Origin of the sequence: Protofrankia sp. Cas4 (assembly GCF_963555915.1) — a bacterium.
Lineage (GTDB): Bacteria > Actinomycetota > Actinomycetes > Frankiales > Frankiaceae > Protofrankia.
In genome coordinates this window covers 1-19,633 of record NZ_CAUVXL010000038.1, presented here as the reverse complement: position 1 = coordinate 19,633, position 19,633 = coordinate 1, and the positions used below count along the sequence as shown (strand labels likewise).

The following is a 19,633-nucleotide window of genomic DNA, read 5'->3' as shown; positions in this document are numbered from 1 at the left end:
AGGCGACCCGGGTCACCTCGTCGGCGAACGACGACAGCTGATCGACCATCGTGTTGATGGTGTGCGCAAGACCGGCGACCTCACCGCGGGCATCCACGGTGATCTTCTGGGACAGGTCGCCCTGCGCCACCGCGGTGGTCACCTGGGCGATGTTGCGGACCTGATTGGTCAGGTTTCCCGCCATCGAGTTCACCGACTCGGTGAGATCCCGCCATACCCCGGACACGCCCTTGACCCGCGCCTGCCCGCCGAGATTGCCCTCGGTGCCGACCTCGCGGGCGACCCGGGTGACCTCGTCGGCAAAGGACGAGAGCTGGTCCACCATGGTGTTCACCGTCGTACCGATGCGCAGGAACTCGCCCCGCACCGGCTGGCCGGCGATCTCCATCGCAATATGCTGCGAAAGATCGCCCTGCGCGACCGCGGCGATGACCCGCGCGACCTCGTGCGTCGGCCGCGCAAGGTCGTCGATGAGCGAGTTGACCGCCTGGTTCGACATCGCCCAACCGCCTTCGAACCCGAGATCGGCCATCCGCTCGGTCAACCGGCCGTCCCGCCGGATCACCTTGCTCACCCGCTCCAGTTCGAGGGAGTGTCGCTGTTGGACGCCGGCAAGCTCGTCGAAACGCGCTGCCAGCAGTGTGCCGCGGCCGCCGCGTTCCCCCAGCCGAACCGAGAAGTCACCGTGACACAACGCGGTGAGGGCACCGAGCAAATCGCTGATGAGCTGGTCGTCCACGGGCGCGGTTTCCGACACCATCGTCATGATGAAGCTCTCCAAACCCGCGTCCGCGGGAATCACTCGCGTCTGGCCGATCGCGCCGAACGGGTCGGCAACCGTTCATGAGGTATCCGGTGGTACTCGTCGCCAGTATCCGCCAAAGCCCACTGGGCCGATATTGGCGGATCCCCGGGTACCTGCCCGACACCCGACTGAGTGACCAGGACGCCCCCGGGGTTGCGGGGTCCGCGGCGCAGCCAGTCCCCCAGAGCTGGACAACACAGGAGACACTGACCGACATGCCTCCCGTGCCCGGAGATGAGGGGCTCCGCCGCACCCTCACAGTTCCACCGGTCACCGACTCACCGCGGTCGGCCCGGCGGTTTGTCGTGGCCGCACTGCGCGGCCGGGTCGACCCGGATCTGGTCGACACCGTTCTGCTGCTGGTGACCGAACTCGTGACCAACGTCGTCGTGCACGCCGGCACCGACGCGACAGTTGACCTCCGCCACGACGCCACCGGGCTGGCGATCTCGGTCAGCGACCGCAATCCCACCACGTTGGGTGCCGCGCCGAGCGCCGACGACCCCGACCGGCTGACAGCGTCCGACCAGGCCTGCGACAGCCGGGCAGGCGCCAGCAGGGTCAGGACGATCGAAGGCCTCCGTGAGAACGGTCGCGGCCTTGCGATGGTGGACGCCCTGGCCACGGCCTGGGGAACCGAACACGACCGCACCGGAAAAAAAGTCTGGTTCCGGCTTGATGCCCCCGTCCCCGACCAGGTTCCCCGCGAAGATCACGACGGGACACCCGTCGAGCCACCGCAACGGATGGCGGTGGACATCCTGCGGCCGGCGCGGCTGCTGGCTCCCGGTCTGGCCACCGCGTTGTCGACCGAGGACGAGGTCCGCGAACTGCTGGCTCAGCTCGTGGACGCCCTACCGACGTCCGCCGCCGGCCTGGTACGCAGGCCCGGCCGGGCCAAGAGCGCGGCAGCGGAGGTGGTGGCTACCTGCGGCCCGACCGGCGCGGAGCGGGACGCCCGTCGGATCCCGCTCGAATCTCGGGATGGAATCGTCGGGGAACTCCTGCTCTGGTCACCACTCCCGCCGCTAGGCCCTGGCCCTGGCCCTGGCCCCTGGAATGGGAACGCCGCCGGAGCGCTCGAGGGCCAAAGGGCGCGCGACGATCGTCAGATCGCGCGCCCGCAGGCCGCAGTCCACGGAGCGCTCGAGGAGCGGATCGCCGTGATCACCCGCTGGATGGCGTTGACGCTCGGCGGCGCCAACCTGCGGCGGGCCGAGGAACGACGCATCGGCATGCTCTCCTTCCTCGCCGAGGCGTCGGACCTGCTGGCCGGCAGCCTCGACACCGAACGCAGCCTGGCCCTGCTCGCCCGCCTACCCGTACCGCGGCTGGCGCGGTGGTGTGCGGTCTACCTGCTACGGGAGGACGGCGCGGTGAAGCTCGCCGCCGTCGGGCACGTCGACGAGGCCGAGGCGGCAGACCTGTCGGCCTGGGCCGGCGATCCGGTCGGACCGCTGGCCCCCCAGGTGCAGGCGGCGCTCGCCGACACCGTGCGCGTCGCCACGATCAACGGCTCACCCACGGTGATCGCGACGATGCGGGCCCGTCGCCGGGTGCTGGGCGTTGTGGCTCTCGGCCGAGCCGTGGGCAACAGCTTCCAGGCCGACGAGATCGAGCTGCTCGCAGATCTCGCCCGCCGCGCGGCGTTCGCCGTCGACAATGCGCGGCTGTTCCGCCAGCAGGTGGAGGTGGCCAGCGCGCTGCAGGCCGGGCTGCTACCGCCGGAGCTTCCCAACATCGACGGGATCGAGCTCGGCTCCTCCTATCGCGCGGCCCGCGCCGGGCTGGAGGTCGGCGGTGACTTCTTCGACCTCGTCCCGAACCCGGACGGCGGATGGACGATCATCATCGGCGACGTCTGCGGCAAGGGTGCGGAGGCCGCGAACGTGACCGGGGTCGTGCGAGCCGTATTACGCCTGTTGGCCGGCCAACGCAACAACCTGCCCGACATCATGATGGATCTCAACCGTGCGTTGCGGGACGCGGGTCATCCCAACTCGGCAGGTCAGGGGCGTTTCTGCACGCTTGCGGTGGCCGAGCTGCGCCCACCGGACGTGCTGCTGTCCGCCGGGTCGGACCCCGCCGCGGTGACGCAGCGGACGATCTCGATCTGCATGGCCGGGCATCCGCTGCCCATCGTCGTACGCGCGAACGGGACGGCCATGTTCGTCGCGGAGCCGGGAACGCTGCTCGGAGTACTCGACGACCACGACGTCGCCTTCCCCGAGGTACAGGTGGCGCTCGCGGCCGGGGACGCGCTGATCCTCTACACCGATGGTGTGGTCGAGGCCCGCCGCGGTCGGGAGCTGTTCGGCGACGAACGGCTGCTGACGGCCGTGCGTGGCTGCGCGGGCATGTCCGCCCAGGGCATCGCCGACCGGGTGCGGGCGTCCGCCGATCGGTTCGCGGGCGGACGCCTGCGAGACGATGTCGCGGTCGTCGTGGCCCGCATCCCGAAATGACGATCCGCGAACCACCGGTGACTCAGAAAAGACAGACAGCCGAACACTCGGCGTGGGTCCGTGACGAGCACCGGAGACGTAGCTACGCTGCGTCATACATGACCAACCGTCATCCGCTGGTAGACGACAAATGGCCCGGAAGCGCTTGGAATGGCCTGCCTGTGGGTAGACGTGTAGGGATGGCACCGCTCAAATCTGATGACTTATGAATACAAACGGGGTGTAAGCGGACATGGTGGCCCACGCGTCGTCCTTTCGGCCCTCGGCCACGCATGTGCTGGTCGAGCTTCCACACGTATCCAGCGCCGTTCCGCAGGCGCGCCGTGTGCTGCGAGAGCAGCTCACCGCGACGAACCTGGCCGAGGACGCGGTGGGCACGGCGGAGCTCCTGGTCAGCGAGCTGGTCACGAACGCGGTGAAGTACGGCGAGCCACCCGTCTGGCTGCTGATCGAATTGCGGCCCGGCCTGGTGCACGCCTCCGTGTCGGATAGATCCATCGTGTTGCCCCACCGTCAACAGGTGGACCTCGGCAGTGAGGGTGGGCGTGGTCTGCTCGTCCTGGACGCTCTCGCGGGCAGTTGGGGAGCGGTGGCGGTCGACTCCGGCAAGTACCTCTGGTTCGATCTACCTGTCGAGCTGTGACCGCGGCGAGGGGGAAAATGCGTTTCCACGACAACCTGGCCTCGGCGGTCGGCGATACCCCGCTGGTCCGGCTGAACGCGGTCACCGCTGGCATCGCGGCGCCCGTACTGGGCAAGCTGGAGTACCTGAACCCGGGTGGCTCCGTGAAGGACCGGATCGCCCTGGCCATGGTGGCTGCCGCGGAGGAGTCGGGACAACTGCGGGCAGGTGGGACGATCGTCGAACCGACCAGCGGAAACACCGGAGTCGGCCTGGCAATCATTGCCGCCACCCGTGGCTACCGCTGCGTGTTCACCATGCCCGACAAGATCAGCGAAGAGAAACAGGCGGTACTGCGGGCCTATGGAGCCCAGGTGCTGGTCTGCCCGACCGCGGTCGCCCCGGACGACCCCCGCTCCTACTACTCGGTCGCGCGCCGGGTGGTCGCGCAGACGCCCGGTGCCTGGAGCCCGGACCAGTACTCCAACCCCCACAACCCGGCCGCGCACCGCGCCACCACCGGCCCGGAGATCTGGGCGGCCACGGACGGACGCATCACCCACTTCGTCGCCGGAATCGGCACCGGCGGGACGATCAGCGGAACCGGCCGGTACCTCAAGGAGGTCAGCGCCGGGCGGGTGGCGGTGGTGGGCGCGGACCCGGAAGGATCGGTGTACTCCGGCGGCAGCGGCCGGCCCTACCTGGTCGAAGGAGTCGGTGAGGACATCTGGCCGACGACCTACGACAAGACGGTGGTCGACCGGGTGGAGGCGGTCAGCGACCGCGACTCGTTCCTGATGACCAGAGAACTGGCCCGTCGCGAAGGCATCCTGGTCGGTGGCTCGTGCGGGCTCGCGGTCGTCGCGGCGCTGCGGGTCGCTCGGGAGCTGGACTCGGACGGCTGCGTGGTGGTGCTGCTGCCGGACTCCGGCCGCGGCTACCTGTCGAAAATCTTCAACGACGAGTGGATGTACGACTACGGCTTCCTCGACCGGCCGTCGGACGAACGGACCGTCGCCGAGGTACTGACCCGCAAGGCGTCCGACGCCGGCGGACCGCCTGAGCTGGTACATGTGCACCCCGACGAGACCGTGGGCGCGGCCATCTCCTACCTGCGCGAGTACAACGTGTCCCAGATGCCGGTGGTGCGCCAGGAACCACCGTTGCGCTCCGCCGAGGTGGCCGGTGCCGTCATCGAGCGGGAGCTGCTCGACGCCGTGTTCGCCGACCGCTCCGCCGTCGACGCGCCGGTCGCCACCCACATGTCGCCTCCGCTGCCCACGGTCGGTGCCGGCGAACCGCTGTCGGTACTGGTCGCGATCCTGGGCGCCGCCGCCGCCGCGCTCGTTCTCGAAGACGGCAACCCCGTCGGCATCCTCACCCGGTCCGACCTGCTCAGCTTCCTGGCGACCGGATGAACCGCCCAGACCACCCGGACGCCTGGACCGGCGCGGGGTTCGAGACGGTCGCGATCCACGCGGGACAGGATCCCGACGCGACCACCGGCGCGGTGGTCGTCCCCATCCACCCGTCCTCGACATTCGCGCAGGATGCGGTCGGTGTCCCGCGCGGTGACTACGAGTACGCCCGGTCGGCGAACCCGACCCGCACGGCGCTGGAGACCTGCCTGGCCGCGTTGGAGGGGGGCTCGGTGGGCCTCGCGTTCGCCTCGGGGATGGCTGCGGCGGACGCACTGCTCCGTACCGTCTGCCGGCCCGGTGACCACGCGGTGATCCCGTCGGACGCCTACGGCGGCACCTACCGGTTGTTCGCACAGGTGTTCGCGCAGTGGGGCGTCGAGTACACCCCCGTGCCGCTTGACGACCCAGGCGCTGTGGCCGCGGCGCTGCGCCCCGGTCGGACGCGGCTGCTGTGGTGCGAGACACCCACGAACCCGCTGCTCGGCGTATCCGACATCGCGGTGCTCGCCGAACTGATCCACGCGGCCGGTGGCCTGCTCGCGGTCGACAACACCTTCGCCACCCCGTACCTGCAGCGGCCGCTGGCGCTCGGCGCCGACGCGTCGGTCCACTCGACCACGAAGTACCTGGGCGGCCACAGCGACGTGGTCGGGGGCGCCGTGGTCGTCGCCGATCCGGCGTTGGGTGAGCGGCTGCGGTTCACCCAGAACGCCACCGGGGCGATCGCCGGGCCGTTCGACGCCTGGCTGGTGCTACGCGGGGCGAAGACCCTCGCGGTCCGGATGGACCGGCACTGTGCGAACGCCCGTCGCATCGCCGCGCTGCTGGCTGCGCATCCCGCCGTGACCACCGTGTACTACCCGGGCCTGCCCGATGATCGTGGGCACCCGGTGGCGGCCCGGCAGATGCGCGACTTCGGCGGGATGGTCTCGTTCACCCTGCGCGGCGGCGAGGAGGCGGCGGTCGAGGTGTGTCGGCGTACCCGGGTGTTCACCCTTGCCGAGTCCCTCGGCGGCGTCGAGTCGCTGATCGAACATCCGGGGCGGATGACGCATGTCTCGGTTGCCGGGTCGCCCCTGGAGGTACCCGCCGATCTGGTCCGCCTCTCGGTCGGCATCGAATCCGTCGAGGACCTCGTCGACGACCTGACAAAAGCCCTCGCCACGCTCGCCTGAGAACCGCTGGTACGAACCGGACGTTTTCGACTATCATCGACTCAGTCGTCCGGGCGAGTACCGACGTTCGGGCAGGCACCGGCGTCCGAGTAAGCACCGACCGGCGACCAACGCATTCGCAACAATAGCGTTGGTTCCGCATGCCGGCCGTCGGTTCCGCATGCCGGCACAGCCATGTATCGGTATGTCGACGTCGACAGCGGGGGCAGATCATGGGACAGAGAACCTCGGTCAGAATCATCACGATCTCCGCGGCAGCGCTCGCCGCGATCTTTCTCCTCGTGCTGGGTTTCAGCGCTCTGGGCTCATTCGACAAGACCGACGGTGGAGAGATCGCGGTGGTCCGCAACGGCGGTCCGTTCGACAACCACAAGATCAGACAGATCATCGACCCCGCCTCGGCACGGACCTGGGTCGGGCTCTACTCCGACAGTCACAAATATCCTGCCCAGCAACGTTTCTACACCATCACCGCGAAGCCGGACCAGGGCGACCGCGCCGGTGAGGACGTCGTGCGGGTGCCGTCCAAGGACGGCGTCGAGATGGGCATCGAGGGAACTCTCTACTTCTCCCTCAATCTCGATCACCAGATAATTCGTACCTTCGACGACAAGTTCGGCACCCGCAAGTTCCGATCATTCGTCGACCACAATGACTACAGCCCTTACGATGGAATTCAGGGCTGGTCGGCGTTCCTCGACACCATAATCCGACCGGTGATCGACAACGACCTGCGGGAACAGGTGAACACCTTCGGCTGCGCCGAACTCGTCTCCAGCTGCGCGCTGGTCCAGCTCGGAGCGAACCAGGGCGCCGGTAACGCCGCTCTTCCGACCGTCCCACAAGCGTCGAACAACGCCAACATCGCGAAAGTACAGACAGCGATCAATGAATCACTGGCTCGGGACCTCAGCGACACCCTCGGCGCGCCTTTCCTCGTCGGGCTGAAATTCAATCTGGTCCGCATCACGCTGCCGCAACAGATACAGGACGCGGTGAACAAGGCGCAGGCCGCCTTCGCCGGGGTGACCGAGGCGCAGGCGAGGGTCGCGCAGGCCCGCGCGGACGCCGAAGCCAACCGGGAACGCCAAGCCGGCTATGCGCAGTGCCCGGCATGCGCGACGATCGACCAGCTCAGGGCCATCCCGCCGACTGTCACGACCTTCGCGCCGGGATCCGGCTTCGCGATCACCTCTCCACAACGGTAGACGATCGCGATCCAACCAACCACGTGCACCGGATGGGCACCGGCCCTCCCTACCGCAGGACCCCGGCCCTGGCCGCGTGGATGACCACCCGCAGCTGGTCGGCGTCCGCGGGGACCTCGGCGGTGGCGTCCCACGACCAGCGCAGTGCCGCGACGTCCTCGCCGCGGACGTAGATCCGCCGACCCTCGTCCCCGACGTACCAGGTGATGGCGGCGGCCTCGGTCGGGTGCGGGGTGAGCAGCGTGACCGCTTCGTTCCAGGGCACCTCGGCACAGCGCCGCCGCAGCTGGTCAACGGCGTTATCATGGTCGAACATGCATTCGCCAACCCAGGCTCCGGGGGCCAGCCGCATGGTGCCGGGGCCGCGGTCGACCCCGACCCGCTCGGTACCGAGACGGTGCAGAGCGAGTTCGAAACGGAATGCTTCGCGTACCCATTCCTCCCGGTCGCCACGCATCCAGGTGTCGCGCAGGTAGGCGGCGAAGGCAAGCACGGACAGCTCCGGCGCGGGGAAGAAGCTTCCCGGCAGCGACCCACGGCGGCGCCACTGCTCGCTGGCCAGGAAAGCCGCCATCCCGGGCGTGCCCTCGGTCGCGTAGAAGGCGACGAAGGTCACCGGGAAGGCGTCAAGCAGGTCGGGGGCGATCCGTCCGCGCCGGCGGCACGCGTCCCGGTGGAACCCGCCGGCGCGGACACACTCGCTGAGCAGTTCCGATTCGTCCGGGGGTAGCGCCGCGAGGATTGCCCGGTGTCGTTGCGCCGGAGCGTACAGCGCATCCCAGGTGGCCTCCATCAACCTCGGGTAGTCGACCGGCATCACGTCAGCCGGCTCCCGCAGGTGGCATCGTCGGAGCACCGCTCCTGCGGGGGATCCTCCCCGGGCAGCCACCGGGGTAAGGCCGACGCCAGCCGGCAGATCGTGTGGACGAGGTCTGCCCGGGGCATCAACTCGCACTCGGCCATGAGCGCGCGCAGATTCCTCGCCCGTGGCACCAGCCGTGCGGCCAGCTCCCACACCCCCGGCGAAATCGTGACGGTGTGGAAGTCCTCGAAGACCCGCTCCCCGCCGGGCAGTACCCGTTCGACCAGACCGGCAAGGTGGACCTCCACCACGTGATCCCAGCAGAAGCTGTCATCCCCCGGTTGTTCGAGCGGCCGGCCCTGCTGGCGGCGCAGCCCATAGAGGTGACCGATGTCGATCGTGGCCAGGCAGCCGGTCCGCTCGACGATCTCTGCCATCAGCGGCAGGACGTCGGTGTTGCCCACGATGAACGGGTAGGGAGCGTTCCCGATCACGATCGGCCGGTCGATCACATCCTGAGCCCGGCAGATCCGCGGCACACACCAGTCGACGGCCTCGGGTACCAGCGGCATCGGCACCAGATTGTTGATCAGCGCTTCGCCGCCGCGCACCCACATCGCCAGGTCCGTGGTCACCCATGCAGCGTCCAGTTCCCGAGCGCGGTCGCGCAGAGCCCGCAGGACGGAGATGTCCAGCGGGTCCGTGCCGGCGAGATCGAGGTCCATCGGATGGAGGGTCAGCGCCAGCCCCCGGCCGCCGAGCACCTCCTGCGCATGCTGGGCGAGGTCGGCCTGGTCGGAGAGGATTCCCAGGCTGTAGTAGCGAACCGGGGCAGCCGACCCGTCGGCGACCGAGGCCGCGAGCCGCGCCGCCGCGTCATCGGCCGCCGCCGCGGCAAGATCCAATTCGGTACTCGCCTCGCAGCTGAATTCCACGCCCCGCAGCGGAGCTCCATCCCGCAGCGCCCGGCCCACCACATCGGTGGCGGCGTTACCGGCGGAGGCGTTACCGGCGGAGGCGTTACCGGTGGCGGCATTATCGGCGGCTGCGTTACCGGCGGCTGCGTTACCGGCGGAAGTACTGCGCACGATCGCCATCAAGGCCTCCAGCCGGGAACGCCATCACACAACCAGCAGACACAACCAGCAGACGCAAACGGCATCGCGGGACCAGGCGCCGTCCGCATCGTTTCCACCCGCCCACAGTTACAGTCCAGACGAACTCGGATGGATCGAGATTAGAGCCCCATACGTGGTCGTGACAAGACCCACAATGGTGTCTCGATGGAATTCGCTCTTATTCGTCCGACTGTTTGTACTCCTATTTGTCCAGTATCGATGCAGGCGCCTCGGCCAGGCCGATCTGGGAATGCAGTGCCCGCAGCGGCCGGGGCGCCCACCAGTTGGCCCTGCCGGCCAACCGCATGAACGCCGGGACCAGCACCCCCCGGATGAGGGTGGCGTCCAGGACGATCGCCAGCGCGGTGCCGAGGCCGAACATCTGCAGGAAGGTGACCGACGATGTCACAAACGCCGCAAAGGTCACCGCGAGCAGGGCCGCGGCAGTGGTCACAATCCGTCCGGTGCGGGCAAGGCCGGCCGCGACGGCCTCGGCGTTGTCGACGCCGCGGTCGTGCTCCTCCTTGATTCGTGACAGCAGGAACACCTCGTAGTCCATGGACAGACCGAAGGCGATACAGAACAGCAGCACCGGCATGGACGTGTCCAGCGGCCCTGGAAGAAAACCGAGCATGCCAGAAAGATGCCCGTCCTGGAAAATCCAGACGGCGGCTCCGAGCACGGCGGTCAGCGACAGCGCACTGAGTATCAACGCCTTGATCGGCATTACGACACTACCGGTGAACAGGAAGAGGAGCACGAACGTGGCAAGCGAGATCAACCCGATGGCCAGCGGCAACCGGGCGGCGATAGTGTGCTTTCCATCGACCAGGGCGGCCGACGGCCCGCCGACGAGTACGGATGTTCCCGCCGGCGCGGGCCGTGCACGCACTGCCTTGACAAGGTCCTGGCCCGCACTGGATGCGGGGTCGACCGAGGGAACCACCTCAAGGTAGGTGACGGTTCCGGCGGTGAACCGGGCGTCAGCCGGGCCGGCGGGCGCGCTCTGGCGGCCGCCGGCAAAGGTGCCTGCGGCGCTGTTCACGCCGGCCACGTTCGCCATGGTCGAAAGCTCACCCGCGTACCTGGCCAGCCCGGACGCGAGCGCCGGGCCGTCCACGGGCGCCGTGCTCTGCACGACGACGGTCGTGGCCGCGGGGACGTTCGAGGAGAAGTCGGCCCGGACGATGTCGCCGACCTGACGGCTGGCAGCGGTGTTGCGCAGCACCCGGTCATCCGGGGCGCTGAAGGAGACGTGCAGGAAGGGGATCCCGAGCGCCAGCAGCAGGGCGATAGCGGGCACGCCGGTGAGTACCGGCCGACGCATGACCGCGGACGCGATGGCCCGCCAGGCACCCGATTCGGCCGCCTGCGCTGAGCCCGACCGCGCCCGGCCGACCGTGAGCGCGTTGACCCGCGGGCCGAGCAGCATCAGCACCGCGGGTACAACCAGAAGCGCGCTGAGAACCGAGAAGACCGTGACCGCGACGCCGGCGTAGGCCATCGACTTCAGGAAGAAGGGCGGGAACACCAGCATCACCGCGAGCACCACCGCGACGGTGGCGCCGCTGAACAGGATGGTGCGGCCGGCCGTGCGCATGGTGGTCGCGACCGCGTCGGCGCGATCCGACCCGGCTGCGAGCTCCTCACGAAACCTGCTCACCATCAGCAGGGTGTAGTCGATACCCAGACCCAGCCCGAGCGCGGTGGTGAGGTTGACCGCAAAGATCGAGACGTCGGTGAGGCTGGCGAGAACGGAAAGAATGGCAAGCCCGCCGAAGATGCCGGCCACGCCGACGACCAGCGGCAACAGCGCGGCGACAGCACTGCCGAAGGCGAGCACCAGCAGCACCATCGTGATCGGAATGGCTATCGCTTCGGCCACGGCGAGGTCCTTGGTGACCTGACTGTTGACGTCCTTGTTAATGGTCGCCCCGCCGCCTGGCGTCACGGTGACAGGAGCAGCGCCGTCCACGACCTTCTCGTAGCCGGTCACCAGTTCCTTGGCTCGGTCCTTATCGGGTACCCGGGCCACGACAAGGGCGCGGCGGCCGTCGGTCGAACGCAACCGGGCACCACCTCCGTCCCAGTACGAGATCACCTGCTTCACCCCCGGTTCGGCAGCGAGCCGACGGACGACCTCCCTGCCACCGGCCACGGCATCGGGGTCGTCGACCGTTCCCGACCGGGCCGTGACGAGGAGCACCAGGTTGGGTTGACCGCCGAAATGTGCGTCAACTGCATGCTCCGCCCGGATGGACTCCGACTGCGGATCGGCGAAGCCCCCGGTCAACAACTTCCCGAACGCTCCCACACCGAGCACTGCCGTAGCGGCCACGACCAGCAGGGCCACCAGCACAAGCTGTTTGGGCCGGTGCGTGACCACGTGCGCGAGTCTTGCGAACACCAGGACCCCCAGAGAGTTGTCATCGCTCCAGCGAACAGTGTTCGCACACACCGGCCACAGTCAAGACATATCGCCCAGAAAGTTGACAGTGTTCACTGGGCGGCACAGCATGGCCCACGTGACCAGGAGGCCGCTGAATAACGGCGTTCGATCCGCGAGCGGGCCATCCGCGCCCGACTGGCAAGGCGCAGGAGGCCCGGATAGCGGTGTTCTATCCGGGCAGACGACAACGACGCCAGGCGGGACGCGGGGGGACGCGAGCCGGACAGACGTTGTTCAGCGGCCTCCTAAGCCGGCCTCGAGACGCGAACGCCTCCGACTCGCGACCATTGACGAGATCAAGCAGACCGCTCGCGACCAGCTCAACGCCCATGGCGCGGCTGGCGTGTCACTGCGGGCGGTAGCCCGGACGATGGGCCTGACCCCGTCCGCGCTCTATCGGTACTTCGACAGTCGCGACGAGCTCATCGCCGCACTGATAGCCGACGGGTTCCGCTCGCTGGCGGACACGCTCGAGGATGCCTTCGCCCTCGCGCCATCCGATGACCACGCCAAGCGATGGCTCAACGTGACACGTTCCTACCGTCAGTGGTCACACGAACACGTCACCGAGTACATGCTGATTTTCGGGACGCTCGTGCCCGACTACACACCACCCGACACCAAGCCCTGCTCGGATATGGACCGGGCGGTGCAGGTGCTGTTCCGCTGTATGGCCGAGTCGATCGGGGCCGGGCTGCTCGACCCGTCCCACTTCGCCGCCGAGCTCACCCCGACGCTGCATGCCAAGGTCGGAGCCTGGCGCGAGGAGATGGGCAACCCGATCCCACCGGAAGGGCTGGCAGGGTGTCTGATCGTTTGGACACAGTTGCACGGCTTCCTGTCCCTGGAACTCCTGGGCCATCTCCCGCCGGTGATGGGGGACGCGAGCGCACTGTTCGACCAGCAGATGCTCGACGTCCTGCTCCGCTGCGGCTACCGGGGCCCCGTGGACTTCATGACCGACCACGACTGACGTACTGCCGCCGGCTGCGCCGTCGACTGTACCGTCGACGTCACATCGGTTTTCGTGCTCGACGTTCAAGCGCAGCCAACGCCCATGCACCGACCGCTCGAGAGCGCCAACTACTTTGGACGGATCTGCAACAGGTGGTTGAGTTGATGCGCACGTTCAAAATTGAACGCGTGGACACGCCGCTGCATCGCCTTGTAACTCTCGTCCTGGGTCATCTGCTGGCCATGGAGGCGATAGAGATACACCGGTACATCGACATAGCAGACTGGGAAAAGTGCTTCACACGCCAAGAACGGATTTGTGTCGATCGAACGAGGAAGTGCCCCGTAACCACCGACGGCAATTAGGTGACCACGTCGCCATAAAACGGCGCCAACGTGTACCGCAAATTCGCCGGAATCCTCGAACCGTCTAAGAATTGTTCCCGGCTCGATCGGACCATCAACATGCCACGCCCGGAACACCTCCGACTCGGTCGCGGTGCTGCGCTGGACATCGCATCTACCCCATGCGCCAAAGCACTCGGGCCACTTATCCAACGCGCGACACAGTGCGCCAAGTGCCTTAGGATAAAGAAGGTCATCATCGTCAACGCACAGAATTAGATCATTGCTCGCCCGCATCAAAGCCTGGTTTCTTGTCGTTCCTGAGCCCATTGGGCGGGCGTTTCGCTCGAGCTGCACCCTCTCGTCACCGAGCCATTTCTCGTCCGCCGGTTGCGGTACCCACGATATGGCTTCTCCATCCAGCTGAACAAGCCACTCCCAGGCAACATCCTGAAGTGTGAGGGCCTCATACAGAGCCGGTAGCAAGCCCGGTCGCGTGACAGCAGTAATGATGGACACTTTTGACATCAACACGCCTCGTCTCAGACTAGAGCAGTATAAGCGTTGTCAGGAGCAGGCCAACTACGCCGACATAGAGAATGCTGTATGCCAAGATCCGACGACCATTTGCAAGCGCATTAAGCGAGCCACCCGTAATCGCGGCACCCAGAAGAGCGTAGATGCCGATATTTCGTAGGCCAGCCTGGTAGCCCAGGCCAGGAAGCCCCTTGACGTTCGCCGAATACAGACTGATCACAAGACCGGGCACAAGTACCAGAGCCGCGACAAAAGCAGCGGCGTTCTGAAATCGCTGTTGAAGCTCCTGGGTGCTTCGCTGAAACTCGACCTGCGCTCCCGCGGCAGCGCTTGCCAGGAGCGTCCAGCCCTCTCGCAGGCTGCCGTTAAGACTCTCGATGCGCTCTTGCATCTGTTTAACACGTTGATGAACTTCGTGATTAAGAGCATTCATCGGGGGCGCGGGATCCGCCATAGTCGGAGCCGGCAACCAGGCAAGATCAGCGCGCCGATCAAGATCCCTACCTACCTGCCTGAGCTGAACCACCAGTTTATGTATCTCATCAAGGCGAACCCCGAGGTTCTGTAGATCAAATCCATCGAAGAACGCACCTTCGCGTGCGGCGCCGAAGAAGTCACGTTCCCACTCCTCGACACGTTGCGTCAGCTGCCACACCGTCCATTCATGATGTTGCAGGATATCTTGAATCAGACGGCCGGCATAGTCTACGCCGGAATTTCCTTCTATTCCAAACAGTTGACCACGACGGCGGAGACGCTCCGGCAACGGCGTTATGAGGCTCTTGTCCGGCGTTCGATACCAGTCCTGCGCCGTGAATAGAGCATGCCAGGCGACCAGGAGACCCTGGTCGCTGTATAAAATACGTGCACCGCGAACACACCATGGAGTCTGGTCTCTATCGGTGATCGGCGAAACAGAGGTCAGGAGCCAGGCATCCGCGACAGCCCAGCCGCTTTCTTCAAGAGTGGCAGCCAGTCGGGGTTCCTTAGAACTGATCGGCCCAATAGGACGTTCCAGCAACGCCTTTGCGAGTTCCTCACTCTCCGCACCTGTGCCCCAGCCCCACATCACAAGGCAACGCAGCATCGCTAACCGGGAATTAGACATGGAATCCAGCGGTGCGGTGACGCCATCCTCGTCTTGCGGCTGAAGATCGACTTCAAGTAGCACTACACCGAGATCGGATAAACGTGAACTGACGAGCGCGGCCCCATTTCCGATACTCTTGACAAGCCCCAGATATGGATGTTCGAGGGAAGCGGAATCACCGAACAATGCGGCTTCCATCTCGGACCGCTTGCCACGTGCCCAACGCGCAATTACGCCGACCGATCCGTCAATAACCCGGATGTCAAAATCCACATTCCGCTTCTCCTCCTCGGATAACACCGGAAGGCTAGAGGGTTGGGATGATTCCCCCATCAGAACTCCCCATCCCGAGCGAAATTCGCTCAACAATTACCATGCCGATTCCCAGCTGCTCTTCCCAGCATCGCATCGTTTCACGTTCCGCCAATCGGTCGGCATCATCCAAGAAAATTGAAAATTCCGAATTGAATTTATCTCGCAATGCGCCGACAGCAGGTTCACGAACCAGTACCGTTCCCTGATCCCCTGCCGGTGGGCCATCTACTATGAGCATGTCGATTCCCATAGGACAAACCGAACGAATAACGTCTATATCATACCAGACCTCCGGAAGATCCCAGCCGACTGGTTTGCCTGTGTCAACAGGCGCGTAACGGTTAAGATCAACTGTTTCCACCTGCGCTATCCGTTCCAACCCTTCCCGACTGATAAGACGTCGGATGTAATTTGCATATTCATGATTGTGTTCGATGCTGACCAATCTGCCTCCAGTGCCCTCGACCGCCCGAGCAAGAAAAATCGTGGAGGCTCCAGAGCCCAACTCGACGACCGTGCGTCGACGCTTCAACTCGAGTTCATTGATGATACTGACAATCGCCGCAGGACGCATCGACCAGGCAGTCCACGGGACAAAGCCCTTGACCAATGGTTGAAGAGCAGCGAGCGCAACCACATCACTCAGGGTCCACTTTGCGGAGGCACTTTTTATCGTGGTCAATCCCTCACCATAATCAGAATAGAGGTATCTGCGAGACAGCGAATCCGTTGCGTCAAGTCATATTTTAGAAGCGTAGCTACGGCACGGTCGGTGTGTCAACTACTAGGCCATCCTGAGCTGCAAATAGAATCCAATCCGGCCGCCACGAACCCTGTCCGCGACCTCGATGATGTCCTCCACCTGGTCACGGGCTAAATACGTGGGAAGCCAATGGTACAGCCGCCGGGACCTCGGCGAACCAATCATCTTAGCGCCGATTCTGCTGCGACGACTGAAATCAGGCGAATGTCTTTCGCTCAGGTCGCGACCTGCATGGAGAGCCACCGAAGACCTTGGCTGAGCCAGCTGATGGACCTGATGCAAATCAATCCCGACAGGTGCGGTTCCACTGCTCTCGCCGCGCTGGCGCCCCGCCCGAAGCTGCACTCTTCGTAAGGCAGTGAGTATGGGCCGCGTCGGACGGCCGGTCCGCACGCCCATGTCGAGTGTTGGATGTTCTGCGGACAGGCGCGGAAGGAGGCGTCATCCTGATGATGTGTCGATACATCGGTGGCGGTCGCGTGGAGGATCGCAGTCGCAGGCGCCGGTCTGGTACCCCAGTCGGTCCGCGATCGTGCTCCTCGCGGTCGTCGCACTCCCAGCGGCGGCGGCGCTCGCCCTGACCGGCTGCGGTCCCAGCGGCGGCGTCAGCTCAGGACGCGCCGGCGGCAGCACACCGAAGCCGGGTTCCGTCACGAGCGCGGACGCAACGGGCACCCTGCCGAATCTGGTCGGCAAAGGTCTCCAGTTCGCCCAGGACACCGCGCAGGCAGCCGGCTTCACAACGTTGACATCTCATGACGCACTCGGCCGGGGCCGGCACCAGATTCTCGACCGCGACTGGCAGGTCTGCGACCAGTCCCCCGCCGCCGGGACGCATCCGGTCAGCACCAAGGTGGACTTCGGTGTGGTCAAACTCGAGGAGTCTTGCCCAGCGCCGGGAGCCGTGGACACCGCTGTCCCGAATATCGGCACGACCATGCCGAACCTCGCCGGCCGGTCGCTGAACGCCGTCCGGCCGGCGTTCGGAACCAACGCGAGTGTCACGGTGCATGACGCCACCGGCGCGAACCGGGTGGTGGTGGTCGCAAGCAACTGGAAGATCTGCTCGACGTCCCCAGCCGCCGGTAAGCCCTACTCCCTCGGGACCCCGGTCACCTTCAATGTCGTCAAGTTCGAGGAAAGCTGCCCGTGACATGTCCCTGCGGCCGCAGGCGACGCACCCGGGTCCAATAAGATCAAATATGCCCGCCGGCACCGGTCATCAGATGAGACGGCAGGTGAAAGGTGGCATCCTGGCCGTATGGATGCCGTCGCAGAGTCTTCCCGGGATCCCCTGCGGCTCAACGGCGCCGCACTGCCGATCGTCGGTCGGGCGCGGGTGTACGTCTGCGGGATCACTCCCTACGACGTCACGCACCTCGGTCACGCGTCCACCTACCTGTGGACGGATCTCGCCGTCCGGGTCTGGCGGAGTGTGGGCGTCCGGGTGGAAGTCGCACGCAACATCACCGATGTGGATGACGCGATGTTCGCCGAGGCCCGCCGGGTCGGCATGCCCTACGATCAGGTCGCCGCGATCGGGCGCTTTGCCTTCGACCGGAGCATGGCCGCGCTCGGCGTCCGCCCGCCCGACCACGAGCCGACCGCCCGCGCGTCCGTCATCCATGTGATCGAACTTGGGCAGGCCCTGCTTGCCGCCGGGCACGCCTATCTGCGCAACGGCACCGTCTACGCGCGTACCAGGGATGCGGCGGCACGGGTGGGCCTCGGCCTGGACGAGGCGGTCACGCTCGCCGCCGAGTTCAACGACGACCCGGCCGACCCGCAACGCGATGATCCTCTCGACGTGGCGGTCTGGCGTGCCGGCGACAGCGACAGCCACAGCCACAGCAGGGGCGCCGGCATTGATGGCTCGCGAGACATCGGCCAGAGCGGGGTGAGCTGGCCGAGCCCGTGGGGTCCGGGGCGGCCCGGCTGGCACGCGGAGTGCGCGGCGATGGTGCTCAACACGTTCGGCTCCGGCATCGACCTGCACGCCGGCGGTGAGGACCTGCGTTTCCCCCACCACGCGGTGGAGAGTCTGCTCGCCGAGCGCGCGACCGGGGTGGCACCGTTCGCCCGCGCCTGGTTACAGGTCGGCTCCGTCCGAGTCGACGGCATCAGGATGTCGAAGTCCCTGGGCAACCTGACGCTCGTCGACGACCTGCTCGACCGGCACACGCCGGCGGCCGTCCGCCTGCTGTGCCTCGCCCGACGCTGGCAGGACGCCTGGGACTACCACGAGTCAGCCCTGACCGGAGTCGAGGACACCCTCGACCAGCTGTATGTCGCGGCCGGGCGCGCCCGCTCCGCGCCGGACCCGGCGGCTGCGGTCGACGCGGTCGACGCGGCGCTGCGCGACGATCTGGACGTGCCCCGGGCACTGGCGATCGCGCTCGACTCCGGTGGCGCGGGCGCCCGCCGCCTCATCGACGTCCTCGGCCTCGCCTGACCATCCACTGCAGGTGTCACGGACGACCACCGCGTCCGGAGCAGGATGTGACGACAATCCGTACCGAAACCCATGTTCTGCGACACTATGCTGCGCAGTCTCACGTGACGCACGCGATTGAGGACGGCAAGTGGCAGACACACTGGGCAGCGGTGACACACTCGCGATACTGATCGGCTGCGGCGCCATGGGCGTGGTGTGACGCGGATGACGACGAGCAGCACGCCGCCAGGGGCGGCCCGGCCTGACCCGAACCGACCCGTGCCGACGCCGACGCCGACGCCGACGCCGACGCCGACGCCGACGCCAGCACCAGCACCAGCACCGTCCGGCGGGTCGGAGCCGGCGTGGGATGCGGTGTTCACGCCGCTGACCCCGCAGGACCCCCGCGAGATCAGCGGATATCTGCTCCGGGCCCGGATCGGCGAGGGCGGCATGGGCGCGGTGTACCTCTCCTACACCCCCGGCGGCCGCCCAGTCGCCCTGAAGATCGCCCGTCCGGAGTTCGCCGCCGACCCCGAGTTCCGCCGCCGCTTCGCCACGGAAGTCGCGATCGCCCAGCGAGTCCAGGGCCTGTACACCGCGCCGGTCATCGACTGCGACCCCCACGCCCCACGCCCCTGGCTGGCCACCGCCTACGTCGCCGCCCCCTCCCTGGCCGCGGCCGTCGCCCGCCAGGGCGCACTGCCGCCGGAAACCGTCCTGGTCCTGCTCGCCGGGGTCGCGGAGGCGTTGCAGTCCATCCACGCCGCCGGGGTGATCCACCGTGACCTCAAGCCGGGGAACGTCATCCTCGCCGCCGACGGCCCCCGGGTGATCGACTTCGGCATCTCCCGAGCGGTCGAGGCATCCTCGGCTGCGATCACCCAGACCGGTGTGCGGATCGGCACGCCCGCGTTCATGGCCCCCGAACAGGTTCGGGGCAGGTCCCTCGACGCGGCCGGGGACGTCTTCTCCCTCGGCTCCACCGCCTACTACGCGGTCACCAGCGAGTATCCCTTCGGCGCGGACGCCGCGGTATTCCACCGCATCGAGCACCAACAGCCCGACTGGGACCGCTGCCCCGAGCAGGTACGCGGGGTGCTGAAACAGTGCGTGGACAAGGACCCGGC

General features: G+C 66.7%; 16 protein-coding genes. 9 read left to right on the top strand and 7 right to left on the bottom strand.

The features are described 5' to 3' along the window. Positions 1-766 (bottom strand): HAMP domain-containing protein (locus U9979_RS04105; RefSeq protein ID WP_322778332.1); only part of this gene is annotated, 766 nt, incomplete at its 3' end. Positions 767-855: 89 nt separating this feature from the next. Here U9979_RS04105 and U9979_RS04100 point away from each other — a divergent pair. From U9979_RS04100 to U9979_RS04080, 5 genes are all read left to right on the top strand, one after another. After that, positions 856-3,270 carry a SpoIIE family protein phosphatase gene (locus U9979_RS04100; protein WP_322778331.1) on the top strand — a complete coding sequence of 805 codons (2,415 nt, stop codon included), beginning with the start codon at positions 856-858 and terminating at the stop codon, positions 3,268-3,270. Between the two features lie 232 nt (positions 3,271-3,502). After that, positions 3,503-3,913: an ATP-binding protein gene (locus U9979_RS04095; RefSeq protein ID WP_322778330.1), complete on the top strand. Its 411-nt coding sequence runs from the start codon at positions 3,503-3,505 to the stop codon at positions 3,911-3,913. Positions 3,914-3,930: 17 nt separating this feature from the next. Then, on the top strand, positions 3,931-5,310 hold the full coding sequence (locus tag U9979_RS04090; RefSeq protein WP_322749966.1) for a cystathionine beta-synthase: 1,380 nt from the start codon (positions 3,931-3,933) through the stop codon (positions 5,308-5,310). Further along, on the top strand, positions 5,307-6,488 hold the full coding sequence (locus U9979_RS04085) for a cystathionine gamma-synthase (protein ID WP_322778329.1): 1,182 nt from the start codon (positions 5,307-5,309) through the stop codon (positions 6,486-6,488). The genes U9979_RS04090 and U9979_RS04085 overlap by 4 nt, the downstream gene beginning before the upstream one ends. 212 nt (positions 6,489-6,700) lie before the next feature. Then, positions 6,701-7,696, top strand: a complete 996-nt coding sequence (locus U9979_RS04080) for an SPFH domain-containing protein (RefSeq protein WP_322749968.1) — start codon at positions 6,701-6,703, stop codon at positions 7,694-7,696. Positions 7,697-7,745: 49 nt separating this feature from the next. Here U9979_RS04080 and U9979_RS04075 read toward each other — a convergent pair whose 3' ends face one another. From U9979_RS04075 to U9979_RS04065, 3 genes are all read right to left on the bottom strand, one after another. Next, complete coding sequence (locus tag U9979_RS04075) at positions 7,746-8,513, bottom strand: hypothetical protein (RefSeq protein WP_322778328.1); 768 nt, start codon at positions 8,511-8,513, stop codon at positions 7,746-7,748. Then, entirely contained in the window at positions 8,513-9,595 is a 1,083-nt protein-coding gene (locus tag U9979_RS04070; RefSeq protein ID WP_322778327.1) for a DUF692 family multinuclear iron-containing protein, read from the bottom strand. Before U9979_RS04070 ends, U9979_RS04075 begins: the two co-directional genes overlap by 1 nt. Before the next feature lie 223 nt (positions 9,596-9,818). Beyond that, positions 9,819-12,023, bottom strand: coding sequence for an MMPL family transporter (locus U9979_RS04065; protein WP_322778326.1), 2,205 nt, complete (start codon positions 12,021-12,023; stop codon positions 9,819-9,821). A 328-nt stretch (positions 12,024-12,351) separates the two neighbouring features. Between U9979_RS04065 and U9979_RS04060 the strand changes: the two genes are divergently transcribed. Next, positions 12,352-13,038: a TetR/AcrR family transcriptional regulator gene (locus U9979_RS04060; RefSeq protein ID WP_322778333.1), complete on the top strand. Its 687-nt coding sequence runs from the start codon at positions 12,352-12,354 to the stop codon at positions 13,036-13,038. Between the two features lie 110 nt (positions 13,039-13,148). On the opposite strand, the gene U9979_RS04055 is transcribed toward U9979_RS04060, so the two are convergent. Genes U9979_RS04055 through U9979_RS04045 form a run of 3 tightly spaced genes read right to left on the bottom strand, consistent with a single transcriptional unit; the run spans position 13,149 to position 15,943 of the window. After that, positions 13,149-13,883 (bottom strand): glycosyltransferase, encoded by a 735-nt coding sequence (locus tag U9979_RS04055; RefSeq protein ID WP_322778325.1) that lies wholly within the window; start codon positions 13,881-13,883, stop codon positions 13,149-13,151. 28 nt (positions 13,884-13,911) lie between these two features. Beyond that, positions 13,912-15,264, bottom strand: a complete 1,353-nt coding sequence (locus U9979_RS04050; RefSeq protein WP_322778324.1) for a hypothetical protein — start codon at positions 15,262-15,264, stop codon at positions 13,912-13,914. Between the two features lie 34 nt (positions 15,265-15,298). Then, entirely contained in the window at positions 15,299-15,943 is a 645-nt protein-coding gene (locus U9979_RS04045) for a class I SAM-dependent methyltransferase (protein ID WP_322778323.1), read from the bottom strand. Positions 15,944-16,601: 658 nt separating this feature from the next. On the opposite strand from U9979_RS04045, the gene U9979_RS04040 reads away from it, so the two are divergent. The 3 genes from U9979_RS04040 to U9979_RS04030 all read left to right on the top strand — a co-directional run. After that, positions 16,602-17,222 carry a hypothetical protein gene (locus U9979_RS04040; RefSeq protein WP_322749973.1) on the top strand — a complete coding sequence of 207 codons (621 nt, stop codon included), beginning with the start codon at positions 16,602-16,604 and terminating at the stop codon, positions 17,220-17,222. A gap of 108 nt (positions 17,223-17,330) precedes the next feature. Next, the gene (locus tag U9979_RS04035) at positions 17,331-18,521 is read left to right on the top strand and encodes a cysteine--tRNA ligase (RefSeq protein ID WP_322778322.1); all 1,191 of its coding nucleotides are present in this window, start codon (positions 17,331-17,333) and stop codon (positions 18,519-18,521) included. Between the two features lie 207 nt (positions 18,522-18,728). Beyond that, on the top strand, positions 18,729-19,633 hold a 905-nt coding region (locus U9979_RS04030; RefSeq protein WP_322778321.1), incomplete at its 3' end, for a serine/threonine-protein kinase.